Source organism: Enterococcus sp. S86.2 (genome assembly GCF_059834485.2).
On record NZ_CM206813.1, the window covers coordinates 2447831 to 2460285 of the forward strand.

The window sequence follows — 12455 nt, forward strand, 5'->3', positions numbered from 1 at the left end:
AGACAAAAAGACAACGGTTTCATAAATCATTCATCAAAAATTAAATAATAAATTTATTTTTCGATTCATTTTTTATACCGTTGTCACTTTATCAGTATATTCGAGTTGTTTTTACTTCATATGGTGATATTTCAAAAGCTACATGCCCTTTACTACAATCAGATTCATCTAGTTCTAATAAATTCGTCGGATTCCAATTAACATCCTTCATTCCCAAAATTTCAAATTTACTACGACCGCCAGAATAATCATGTACTCGTAAAATAAAGCCTTTTCCATTTTCAGCTTTTTTTATTGCATCAATTGCAACGCCACCTTCAACAGATAACTGTAGTGCTGGTAGCAAATGATCCTCTTGATTTAAGACGGTAATAGGATTGTTGATTTCCCACGCCTCTCTAACCGTTCCTCCTGAAATACAATCCCCACTATGAGGAAAAATACTGTAAGTGAAACGATGATGCCCCTGGTCAGCTTCTGGATCAGGATATATACCACCTTTTAATAGAGATAATCGCATTATATTCCCTTTAATATCATAACCATATTTACAATCATTCATTAAGCTGACACCATAATTTCTTTCAGATAAATCCGCCCACTGGTGCCCAACTGTTTCAAATTTAGCCATATCCCAGCTGGTATTCCAATGGGTAGGTCGCTTAACATTTCCATATTGAATATCATAGGTTGCTTCTACAGCACGTACATCTACTTCAAACGCTACTTTCAATAGCCGTTGTCGCTCTACCCAATCCACATCTGTAATAAAATCTATTCGTCTTGAATTCGCATAAAGACGTACTTTTTGAGTAAGTTCAGATTTACCAATTTTTGCATCAAAAGTAATTTCTACAAAAAATTCGTTATTTTCAGTCAACTCAAAACTTGTAAACGGTATCTCCATCATCTTTTCTTGATAAAAAATATCAATATCCCACGCGTCAAAGTCCTTAGGCTTATCTTCAAAAATTTGCAACTGATTGCCTTTTCCTTTTAATACTTCACGCTCAAAATCTTTATCATAGAGACTTGTAAAGTGACCATCCTCATTCCATTTCAAAACATAATGGGGAGTTTCAACATAATTTTCTTTCACGACTCCAGTTACGTGCTCTGTTGCGACTACCTCATCAATTGGTGTTAAAAGTCTATCAGAAAGCGCTGGTAAGTCTGGAACATAAATATACTTTTTATCTTTTGTTTTGACTGTAGAAAAAATATTTCCTTGTTCATCTTGGTAGCTATCTGCGCTTTGCAATGGAATACAAACAAGTGTATCTCTTAACCAAGCAGCAGTGTTAACGAGCAGTAATTTATCTGTTTTCTTGTTTAATTGCTGATATAAATTCTGAATTTCCTTTTTGACCATAATAAATTCTTCTTTATGATCTTGGTAAACTTCTTTAATGGAGGAGCCAGGAATGATATCGTGAAATTGATTTCGCAATAAAATCTCCCAGAGTTCAAAAAGTTTTTCTTTAGGATAATCATAGCCTTTAGACTCTGCGAATGTGTACAAAATTTCCAATTCGCGTAATGCAAGCTCTGTTTTTCGATTCATTTTTTTCACGTAACCTTGCGAAGTATATGTTCCGCGATGGTATTCTAAATATAGTTCTCCATCCCATTTATGAACATAATGATCTGTCTCACTAAAAGTTTTTTGTAATTCTTCAAAGAATTCTTTTGCTCTTCCTGTTTTAACTTTTGGCAGGCCTGCCACTCGATCCATTTGTCTACGTTTTTCCAACATGTCTCGCGTAACACCACCGCCACCATCTCCATGTCCATAAGAAATCAAAAGACTAGAATTAATGTCTTTATCCCTGTATCCTCTGTAAGCTCCCAAAACTGTTTCTGGCTCTAGAAGGCCATTATACGTATAAAACCATTCAGATGCCCAACTGGCATGCGGTTTGGGCTCTGGTGTTGTAATGAAGTGCGTTAAGATCTCACTACCATCCATTCCCTTCCAAATAAAAGTATCGTGAGGCATCCGATTAAATTGATTCCAGCTAATTTTTGTAGTCATAAAAGTATCAATGCCACTTTTCTTCAAAATCTGTGGCAGCGCCCATGAGTAACCAAAAACATCTGGCAACCATAAATAGTTCACTTCTTGACCAAATTCTTCTTTAATAAATTTTGAACCGTGTAAAATTTGTCGCGTCAATGATTCACCACTGGGAATATTACAATCTGATTCTAACCACATCGCTCCGTCAACTTCCCAACGCCCCTCTGCAACACGTTCCTTAATTTTCTGATATATCTCAGGATAATCATTTTTCATATACTTATATAGTTGAGGCTGAGTTTGTAAAAAAATATAGTCTGGATATTTCTCCATTAAGCGTAACACGGTAGAAAAGCTTCGAGCTGCTTTTTCTCGTGTATGCTTTAACCGCCATAACCATGCTACATCAATGTGAGTATGGCCAATCGCCGTAATCTCAACATTATCATCTTTCTCAATTTCATCAATTTTTTCAGATAGATAAGTTTCCGCTTGTTCAATTGAAGTATAAAATGCATTACTACCAGGGTAAGACCAATCAACCTTCGTAAATGCTCGATTTAACACATCTAATAATTGATATCTGATTGGGTCATTATCACTTAATTCCAAAATAGTATTCAAGACAACATCTGACAGATAGTATAATCCATCTGTTTGTTCGTCTAACACTACTAACTCCGCTTTTTTGAATTCATGCCGTTGAATTTTTTCTGGTCCGCCACCTTCAAGACCAGACCACAACCGCAAGGATACTGTGACTTCTTTTCCGTATAACGCCTCATCTAAAAAAACCTCTTGATGATTACTATCTACACCTTGGTAAGGTTTGCCATTGATAAAAAGAAGCGACTCAAACCCAGAATTATATCCACCGCCTGTTCGGCCAAAATCAAAAAGAAACAGTAATCGTCCACCATCAGGAATTTTCACCACTTGCTGAATCCATAGATAAAAATCTCGCCCACTCCACTGATCTCCTAATTTGAACGTTTGCCAATCATTAAAATCTACTGGTGGATATTTTTCTTCTTTTGTGACATCTTCTTTAATAAACCAATCCGTAATCTCTACCTTGCTCTGATAGCGGAGCTCTTTTAAACTATCAATTCGGTTACGCAGCTTTTCTTCTACAAATGTAAAATTCATCATCCTTTTGTTGCTCCTCCCATACTAAATCCTTTAGACATGAAGTTCTGTGAAATAGCATATAAAATTACAACTGGTAAAGAATATAAAACCGAAAAGGCCGCCAGTCGGCCATAATTAACCATGCCAAAGTTACCAAAAAATTGAAAAATTGAAACTGACGCAGGCATTTTATCTGGAGACTGGATTAGAATATACGGTACAAAAAAGTTCCCCCAACTTCCAGAAAAAGTAAATATCCCAACTGTAAAAATTCCAGGTAACATCAGTGGTGCAACAACTTTTTTTATTCCTTGCCAAGTAGACGCACCGTCAATCCATGCCGATTCCTCCAGATCTAGCGGGACTGAGTCCATAAAATTTTTCATCATCCAAATTCCATATGGCAGTGATGAAGCCGTTAGAAAGAACGTAAGTGCTATTAGTGAATCTTGAAATTTTAAGTATAAGAACATTTGAAAAACAGGTACAATAACCGCTGTCATTGGCAAAGACGTCATAAATAAAATCGTCATCATAAATGATTTTTTATAGCGAAGCTTATAACGCGAAAGTGGATAGGCAGCCAATACACAAAGCCCCACTACCAATAATGCTTGGCAGCCTGAAATCAATAGACCAATGCCAAAAGAACGAACTAATCCGCCATCAGTAATAATTGAAATAAAATTTTCTAAGGTAAAACTTTTAGGCATCTTCAATGCCTGAATTGCACCTGTATCCACAGATGCAAAAAGCATCCATAATAACGGAAGTAAAAATAAAATTCCTAATAAAGTTAGAATGATATAATGGATTGCCGTTTCAATTTGATAACTTCTTTTAACCATTTCATTCACCTACACTTTCACTTTCAAAGTTTTCATGTAAATAAGACTTGCTATTGCTCCAATTACTAAGAGAACTAAAGAAATAGCCGTTCCATATCCTAATTGATAACTCACAAATGCTTGTTTATACATAAATACAGGCAAAGTAGCCGTGCTTACCCCAGGGCCACCACCAGTCATTGTATAAATCAAGGTAAATACGCCTAAAGTCTGTAAGGTTACCAACATCAAGTTTGTTGCAATTGTACCTTTTACCATTGGAATTGTAATTTTGGTCACAATTTTCCAGCGTGAAGCACCATCCATAATAGCTGCTTCTTCTACTTCTTTTGGAATATCATCTAACGCCGATTGAAAGACCATCATTGAAAAAGCAGTGCCTCGCCAAATATTTGCAATAATTACACTAGCCATCGGAAAAGTGAACAACCATGCTATTGGCTCGATATTTAATAATCCCAATACCCAATTGGCTGTACCACTTTCACTAAGAAATGCCACCCAACAAAATGAGACAACAACCTCTGGTGTGACCCAAGCAGCAATAATAATCAAACCAATTACTCTTCGAAACGTTTTATTTTTTTCTCGCATTAAAAAGGCAATCAGAAATCCTAAAAAGCATTGGCCTAATACTGCTGAAAAAAATACAAAAATGATTGTATTCCAGACACTAGTTCGAAACTCTGGATCTTGAAACATGCGTGTAAAGTTTTCAAAACCAATAAATTGCAATTGACTTGCTTCAGCACCTGTCAACGCTAGATTTGTAAAAGAAAAAATAAAAGTTAAAATCATCGGACCAATAAAGAAGATTAACAACAAAACCCAACTTGGTAATAAAAAGAAAATTGACTTCAAGTTATCAGATAGTGGTTTTCTTTTATTTTCATGTTTTGATGGTTCAATTAATCCGTTTTCCATATTTTTCACCTACTTAAGTAAAAGGCGGCTGTAAAGCCGCCCATATATTATTTTTTAATATTCTCTTCTCCTACAATCCGCGTCACATTGGTTGCATAGTCTTTTGCTGCTTGTTCTGGCGTTTTTGAACCTGTCGCCACAGATTCCACCATGTTTTGAATTTCGACAGATACGTTTGGATACTTATCGTCAGCTGGACGGAAATGCGCATTCTTTAAGAAACTAGTAGCTTCAGCAATGAACGGTTGATCTTTGTATTCTGGTAATTCAGCGGAATCATCACGTACTGTTAAATTCCCTTCTGCAATTGCACGCTTGGCTTGTTCTTCTTTACCACCTAATGCTTGTATAACTTTCCATGATGCTTCTTTATTTTTAGCTTTTGCAGGAATTGCCCATGTCCAACCACCAGACATTGTAGTAGTTCCTGGTGCATCGCCATTTTGGGTTGGCATAGCAGCAAATCCAAAACGCTCGGTCATGTTTTCAACTGGAGTTGCTCCTGATTCAGTCCAATTTCCCTGACTCCAGAATCCATCCAAAAGCATAGCTACCTCATCTTTAGGAAATTTTTCTTGGAACATTACTGAACCGTAGTTACTATTAATAGCAATTGATAAGGATGGTCCTAATTTTTTCTGATTATAAATTTCATCAATAAAGTTTAATGAGTCCAAAATACCTTGGCTATTCACGTCCCATTTTCGGGTTTCTGAATCAAATAATTGGTCTTTTGTTCCATATAACAACATTTCAAAAGTTTGCATAGAAACAGACTCACCGTTTGCTTTTGCTACTCCCATACCAAAAGGAATTACTTTTGGTTGCGTCTCTTTCACTTTTTCTGCTGCAGCTACAATATCTTCCCATGTTTTTGGTTGCCAGTCTTCAGGTAAACCCGCTTTTTTAAATACATTTTTATTAAACCAAATTCCTCTGGAGTCTGATGTTCCTGGAATAGCATATAATTTACCATCTTGAGCAATAGATCCTGCTTTCAAATTCTCAGTGTAATTACTCCAATCGTCCCATTTTGCTACGTAGTCATCTAAAGCTGTCAAATAGCCGGCATTGGCATCCGAGTTTAGCATGAAAGAATCCTCTGCAACAATATCTGGAGCAGTACTCTCTGATTGCATTGATAAAGCAACTTTAGAAAAATAATCACCCTCACTTGCAGTAATAGAAGATGGCGTCACTTTAATATCTGGATTATCTTTTTCAAATTTCGGAATAAATTCTTCTTCTAAAAATTTCTGCATCTTATCATGATCTCCGGTATTGCGCCAAGTAATTTTAATTTCTGTTTTTCCATCTTTACTGGCAGAACTTTCCTTTGCATCATTTCCACATCCAGCAACTAAAAACGGAACTACTAATAAAGAAGTAAACAAAGCGATTTTTTTCATTTTTGAGTTTTTCAATTTCCTAACCTCACTTCAGCTATTATTTAACTAATCCATCACTAAACAATTAATTCCGGCCGCAACTAATTGTAAGCACTTACAATATTACTTAAGTATTCAAAAAGCTCAATCATTTAAAAAAATAATTATCATCAAAATTTGCATTCAATCATAAATTTTGATGATAAAATCATTTTTTGGTGATTGGACTCCAATCTCATCACAAAAAAAGCTGTAAAAATCATTACTGATTTTTACAGCTTTTACTACTTCGATTAAAAATTGAACTTTAAAAGAGTCATTAACTTTTTTCTTATTGTACGTCAATCTTTACGTTTACAGTTTGAAGTGGTACGTCATAAAATGGATCTTCACGGCGTCCTAAGAAATCTTTTGCTTGTTGTGGGAAGACAGCGTAACTTAACACGTCTTCGATTGACTTTGCGTACTCTTTGATTTCTTCTTCAAAACCTGGTAATTGTGGTGCTAGTAAATCTGCAGGACGTTTTGTGATAACTGGTTCATCCCCGATAATTTTTTCTTTAATATCTTCTTTAATAGCAACTGGTGGTTTACCGTATAGGCCACGAACGTAATCTTTGATTTCGTTTGGTACCATTTTGTAGCGTTCACCAGCCAAAATATTCATTAATGCTTGCGTACCGACCATTTGTGATAGTGGTGTTACAAGTGGTGGGAAACCTAAATCTGCCCGCACTTTTGGCACTTCAGCTAAAACTTCATCATACTTATCTGCATTGCCTTGTTCAGTCAATTGACTTAATAAGTTAGATAACATACCACCGGGAACTTGATAAATTAAAGTTTTTGGTTCTGTATCTTTTACTTTAGGATTTAGTATTCCTTCATTGCGGAAGTGATCGCGAATTGGATTGAAATAATTTGCGATTTCTTCCAATTTATCCATTTTAAGACCGGTATCAAAACCAAGACCTGATAAAGCGATAGCAACAGATTCTGTCGCCGGTTGACTCGTCCCACCTGAAAATGATGAAATTGCAGTATCGATAATATCCGCTCCAGCTTCAGCTACCTTTAAGTAGGTCATTTCTGAGATTCCACTGGTTGCATGGGTATGAACTTCCAATGGTAAAGCAATACTATCTTTAATGCGGCTCACCAATTCAAAACCAGTCGCAGGGGTTAAAACTCCTGCCATATCTTTAATACAGATTGAATCTGCACCTAGTTCTGCCATTTCTTTGGCTAAAGAAACAAAATAATCGACGGTATGAAAATCGCTAGTTGTGTAAGAAATCGCTGTTTGACAATGACCACCAGCTTCTTTACATGCTTCAATTGAAGTTCGTAAATTACGGGTATCATTTAAAGCATCAAAAACCCGCACGATATCGATTCCATTTTCAACAGATTTCATGACGAATTCACGTACAACGTCATCTGCATAATTTTTGTAGCCGAGTAGATTTTGACCACGTAATAGCATTTGTAATTTCGTATTTTTGACTTCTTGGCGGATTTTGCGCAATCTTTCCCACGGGTCTTCATTTAAAAACCGTAGACAAGAATCAAATGTTGCGCCTCCCCACATCTCCAATGAATGAAAGCCAGCTTCATCCATCGTTTTGATGATTGGTAACATATCTTCAGTGGACATCCGCGTTGCGATTTGACTTTGTTGGCCGTCTCGCAAAACTGTTTCCATAAAGCGAATTTGTTTGGTCATCTCCCTACTCCTTTCTATCTTCTATTATACTTGCAATTTTTGCTTGCATTTCTTCAATTGTATGTGTTCTAGCCCGACCACAAACCTTGGCGTCTTTATTGCAAATGAGGCATTTTCTAGCAGGAAAGCCTAAATCTTGCCGACTAATTGACTGCATTTTACCATCTTTTAGCCACAAAACATCTAAATCAACCAAGCGGCCTTGTGGGTGTTTTTCTTCGATTTCAATCATTTTTCGTTTTAACAGCTCCGGGGATATCTCTGCTAAAAGTAAAAACTCCAAACCGGTTTTACGGGAAAAATAATTTGTTTCAATGATAAAGAAATCTTTTAATTCTTTGCGAACTGTCTCGACCAAAGTGATAAATGTTTTTTCCAAAGCCGGAGTATTTTTAACCGGCCCTGGAATATTCATTGTTGCTGAAAGCAAGCTTGCGTTAGCACATTTTTTTAAAAGTTCATGTTGCAATGCAACTCTTTGTTCACGAGCAGCTAACATTTCGGATAGCGCAACAGTTTCACCTTGAAAATAATTAGACATTTTTGACCACATCGATGATTGAGCCATCGCGGTATTCAATTAAAGCTACGACTTTATCGCCGTATTGAATTGGTTGCGGTTCTCCTACGATGCTATATGCTTTTTCTTTTAATTCTTCAATCGTAAATTGTGGTACATCTAGTTTTTTGAAGTGTTCAATCAAGTCTTGGCGCGCTGGATTGATAGCAATCCCAACTTCTGTTACCACGACATCAATACTTGAACCTGGCGTAACAACCGTATTTACTTGATCGACAATTGTTGCAATCCGACCACGAATAATCGGTGCAATAACCAAGCTCATTTTGCAAGCCATTGAAGTATCTGAATGTCCCCCTGAAGCGCCACGGATAACCCCATCAGAACCTGTAATAACATTTACATTAAAGTTTGTATCAATTTCTAAAGCAGATAAAATTGCTGTATCTAGTTGATTAATCACAGCACCTTTACTTAATGGTGAAGCATACATGTTAGCATCAATTTCATAGTGATTTGCATTTTTTCCTAATGAAATAGCAGAAGGATGATCAAAATCTTGCACATCGATAATTTTTTCCACAAGTCCTTCTTCTAATAGTTCCACCATAGCATTGGTGATTCCACCTAAAGCAAAGCTGGCTTTAATACCATCTTTAAGCATTGCTTCGCGCATAAAACGTGAAACCGCTAAAGCTGCGCCACCTGTACCTGTTTGGAAAGAAAAACCTTCTTTGTAATAAGGTGAATTTGTAATCACTTTTGCTGCATATTCGGCAATTAATAATTCTTTTGGATTTTTAGTAAAACGTGTTGCACCTTTTGCAATTCCGTTTGGATCACCAATGGCGTCAACTTCTACTACATAATCAACATCTGTTTGAGGAATGCTGATTGGTGTATTTGGATAAGGCATTAAAGTATCAGTAATGATAACGACTTGATCAGCATATTTAGCATCAATCATAGCATAGCCTAAAGAACCACACGTTGCTTTACCAACCGTACCATTGGCATTGCCGTATTCATCTGAGCTTGGTGCGCCTAAAAAGGCAACGTCAATGTGGACATCTCCTGTGGCAATCGCCCGGGCACGCCCACCGTGGGAACGGATCACAACCGGGTTTTCCATAATTCCTTCTGAGATGGCTGCGCCGACTTTGTCCCGCAAACCACTTGACGTAATATTGGTGACCACACCGTTTTTAATGTGATCAATTAATGGTGCATGAACATTGGCAATAGAACTTGGTGCAATGGATAAATTTTTAATCCCCATTTTAGCAATTTCTTCTAAAACCATATTCATAACAAAGTCACCTTCACGGAAATGATGGTGGAATGAAATTGTCATGCCGTCTTTTAAGCCCGTTTTTTCAATCGCTTCACGAATACTCCCTAAAAGTTTCGTGTCTCTTGGTTTAACAGGTTTAATCTTACGACTTGATTCTTGGTATTCTTTGATATTTGCTAATTCACCTTCAAAAACACCATATTGTTCAGCAAATTGTGTTGGAATTTCGCGACCTAATTTATTTGTTGTCATTTTAAATATCCTCCTCGGAAATCAACTTGGCAGCTTTTGCTAAAGCAATGACACGTTCTGCCCGTTCCACGATAGGTTTATCTACCATTTTTCCGTTAACTGAAATAACGCCAGATCCTTTGGCTTCGGCTTCTCTGATTCCCCAAATTACTTCTTTTGCGTTTTGAATTTCTTTTTCAGTCGGTGCATATACTTTATTGACAAGTGGAATCTGGCGCGGATTAATCACTGATTTTCCATCAAAACCAAGTTGTTTAATCATTTCAACTTCTTTTAAGAAACCTGCTTCATTATCGACATCTGAATAAACTGTATCGATTGCGGCAATGCCGGCTGCTCTTGCAGAATGAAGAATGAAACTACGGGCAAAGAACAATTCTTGTCCATCTGGATAGCGGCGCGTCTTCATGTTGGTTACATAGTCTTCTGCACCAAGGGCAATACCAATTAATCGGGTAGAAGCTTTCGCAATTTCCCGGGCATTTAAGACGCCTTCAGCTGATTCAATCGCTGCCATCATTTTAGTAGTCCCAACGACAATTCCATTTGCTTCTTCTACTTTTGTAATTTCAACATCCACATCCACAATATCTTGTGCTGTTTCAGTTTTTGGCAAACGGATAACATTGACGCCAGCTAAGACCATTGCAGCAATATCTTGTGCACCTACTGTATCCAAACTGTTAATTCGGACTACGGTTTCCACACTGCTGTAATCAAATGTTTTTAAAGCAAAGTGAACCAAAGTCCGAGCTGAGTCTTTTTCTTTTAAAGAAACAGCATCTTCTAAGTCAAACATAATTGAATCAGCACCATATAAAGGCGCATCTCTCAACATTGCGGCATTAGCACCAGGTACAAACATCATCGTTCTTCTTAAGCGTTCCATGAGTCGATCTCCTTCCAGTCGTATTCTGCGACTTCACTCGCACGGTAAACCGCGGTCAATGTCCGCGCTTGAATGGTACAATCCAATGCACCTTTGTCGACTGCTGTTACCTTAGCAGCTGTTACATCCAAGCGTTTTAATGTGTTTTCAATCAAATCACGAATTTCTTGTCCATATTGTTTCTCAACACTACTATCTAACGCAATTGCAATTTTTTCTTCTTGGTTTGGAGCGACAGTAACCATAATGTCACTTGACTCCACAGTACCAGCTACTGCACTTTTTTTGATTTCCACAATTTTCACCTCAAATTTTATTTTTCTCTTTCAAGTAAGCTAAAACAGTGTCCGGAACGAAGGATTGGACAAGTGGCTCATTGTGATCTTGGAGTGCTTGTCGTACTTTGGTTGCGCTGACGATTTCACCTTCAATTGCCAAACGAGGCAAGATAGTCAGTGACAGATCCGGACGAAATACTTCTTTCATCGCTTCATTGTAAACATTGGTTACTTTTGAATAAGGTTCCTCTCCAACAAAGCGCTTTTTAATATGCAATACAGGTGCGATACGTTCTTTAAAAAGGGTTGCATCTAAACGGGCTTGAACGCTAGCAACATTTAACTCGGCACGATCTTTTAAGAAATAGGCTGGGAATGTTAAAGATGACACCATATAATCTCTGGCCGGTAAAACCGTCACATCTTCAAACTCTTTTAAGCCGTTTTTAACTAAAGCGAAGCGTTCAGGACTGGAAAATTCTGATTTTTCTTCTGAGACAACAAAAACATAGACATGATCACAAACTTTACGTGCTTGTTCCACCAAGTATTTATGGCCTAAGGTAAACGGATTAGCATTCATCACGATACTACCGTTTTCACCTGGATGATCAAAACGAGCAATATAATTTAAATAGTCGTCAAAACTAGGTTCTCCTTGTTCCATAAACAATACTTCTTTAGTATTCATGATTTTTTTGAATCCTAAAGAACGAAAAATAACTTCTTTATCCGGTGCAGTGTAAACAAAGTAGTGAAAAATATCCTCTTCATGCAAGCGTTCAATTAAATGAACAATAATTTGTGTCAACAAGTTTTCAGATTGATATCTTTTGCATACTAATAAATACTTAATGATATTGTCTGACAGAGATCCGGTCGCTATTAATTCTTCACCATCATAAATTCCTACAGTATACGTCGCATCTTCAGCAGGATGCAGCCCACCGGCTTGTAAAAATTCACTCCACTGATTATGGTCTTTTACATCTTGGATCAACCAGAGTCTTTTTAGTGTTAACATCTTTTCTCACCCGATTATTTTTTATTTTGGCGGAAATAATTTCGCCAATAATTGTGAGGCTGCGTAAATGATTAAGATTACGACAAAAACGCCACCCCAACCAAAACCTAATAGTTCAAATGCAATTTTTAAATCTTCAAACATGGTTTTCCTCCTTTTGT

The 12455-nt window shown here is 37.0% G+C and carries 11 protein-coding genes; all 11 read right to left on the reverse strand.

The annotated features are described in order from the left end of the window. Positions 1-91: 91 nt before the first annotated feature. Positions 92-3172: an alpha-mannosidase gene (locus AC6R0T_RS11620; protein WP_369598791.1), complete on the reverse strand. Its 3081-nt coding sequence runs from the start codon at positions 3170-3172 to the stop codon at positions 92-94. Continuing rightward, positions 3169-3999 carry a carbohydrate ABC transporter permease gene (locus AC6R0T_RS11625; protein ID WP_206903417.1) on the reverse strand — a complete coding sequence of 277 codons (831 nt, stop codon included), beginning with the start codon at positions 3997-3999 and terminating at the stop codon, positions 3169-3171. The genes AC6R0T_RS11620 and AC6R0T_RS11625 overlap by 4 nt, the downstream gene beginning before the upstream one ends. A gap of 9 nt (positions 4000-4008) precedes the next feature. Further along, a complete protein-coding gene (locus AC6R0T_RS11630) occupies positions 4009-4923 on the reverse strand; it encodes a carbohydrate ABC transporter permease (RefSeq protein ID WP_206903416.1) in 915 nt (304 codons plus the stop codon). A 47-nt stretch (positions 4924-4970) separates the two neighbouring features. After that, on the reverse strand, positions 4971-6332 hold the full coding sequence (locus tag AC6R0T_RS11635) for an extracellular solute-binding protein (protein WP_206903650.1): 1362 nt from the start codon (positions 6330-6332) through the stop codon (positions 4971-4973). Between the two features lie 310 nt (positions 6333-6642). After that, a complete protein-coding gene (locus tag AC6R0T_RS11640; RefSeq protein ID WP_206903415.1) occupies positions 6643-8037 on the reverse strand; it encodes an oxaloacetate decarboxylase subunit alpha in 1395 nt (464 codons plus the stop codon). Between the two features lie 4 nt (positions 8038-8041). Continuing rightward, a complete protein-coding gene (citX, locus tag AC6R0T_RS11645; RefSeq protein WP_206903414.1) occupies positions 8042-8578 on the reverse strand; it encodes a citrate lyase holo-[acyl-carrier protein] synthase in 537 nt (178 codons plus the stop codon). Next, positions 8571-10103 (reverse strand): citrate lyase subunit alpha, encoded by a 1533-nt coding sequence (citF, locus tag AC6R0T_RS11650; RefSeq protein WP_206903413.1) that lies wholly within the window; start codon positions 10101-10103, stop codon positions 8571-8573. Before citF ends, citX begins: the two co-directional genes overlap by 8 nt. Position 10104: 1 nt before the next feature. Then, entirely contained in the window at positions 10105-10992 is an 888-nt protein-coding gene (citE, locus tag AC6R0T_RS11655; RefSeq protein ID WP_206903412.1) for a citrate (pro-3S)-lyase subunit beta, read from the reverse strand. Further along, complete coding sequence (gene citD / locus AC6R0T_RS11660) at positions 10980-11288, reverse strand: citrate lyase acyl carrier protein (protein WP_206903411.1); 309 nt, start codon at positions 11286-11288, stop codon at positions 10980-10982. The genes citE and citD overlap by 13 nt, the downstream gene beginning before the upstream one ends. A gap of 10 nt (positions 11289-11298) precedes the next feature. Further along, entirely contained in the window at positions 11299-12294 is a 996-nt protein-coding gene (gene citC, locus AC6R0T_RS11665; protein WP_206903410.1) for a [citrate (pro-3S)-lyase] ligase, read from the reverse strand. A gap of 21 nt (positions 12295-12315) precedes the next feature. Then, positions 12316-12438: an OadG-related small transporter subunit gene (locus AC6R0T_RS11670; protein WP_095006513.1), complete on the reverse strand. Its 123-nt coding sequence runs from the start codon at positions 12436-12438 to the stop codon at positions 12316-12318. Positions 12439-12455 lie beyond the last annotated feature (17 nt).

Coding starts and splice junctions, on each gene's coding strand:
- AC6R0T_RS11620 (WP_369598791.1), bottom strand. CDS start 3,172: ATGATGAATTTTACATTTGTAGAAGAAAAGCTGCGTAACCGAATTGAT.
- AC6R0T_RS11625 (WP_206903417.1), bottom strand. CDS start 3,999: ATGGTTAAAAGAAGTTATCAAATTGAAACGGCAATCCATTATATCATT.
- AC6R0T_RS11630 (WP_206903416.1), bottom strand. CDS start 4,923: ATGGAAAACGGATTAATTGAACCATCAAAACATGAAAATAAAAGAAAA.
- AC6R0T_RS11635 (WP_206903650.1), bottom strand. CDS start 6,332: ATGAAAAAAATCGCTTTGTTTACTTCTTTATTAGTAGTTCCGTTTTTA.
- AC6R0T_RS11640 (WP_206903415.1), bottom strand. CDS start 8,037: ATGACCAAACAAATTCGCTTTATGGAAACAGTTTTGCGAGACGGCCAA.
- citX (WP_206903414.1), bottom strand. CDS start 8,578: ATGTCTAATTATTTTCAAGGTGAAACTGTTGCGCTATCCGAAATGTTA.
- citF (WP_206903413.1), bottom strand. CDS start 10,103: ATGACAACAAATAAATTAGGTCGCGAAATTCCAACACAATTTGCTGAA.
- citE (WP_206903412.1), bottom strand. CDS start 10,992: ATGGAACGCTTAAGAAGAACGATGATGTTTGTACCTGGTGCTAATGCC.
- citC (WP_206903410.1), bottom strand. CDS start 12,294: ATGTTAACACTAAAAAGACTCTGGTTGATCCAAGATGTAAAAGACCAT.
- AC6R0T_RS11670 (WP_095006513.1), bottom strand. CDS start 12,438: ATGTTTGAAGATTTAAAAATTGCATTTGAACTATTAGGTTTTGGTTGG.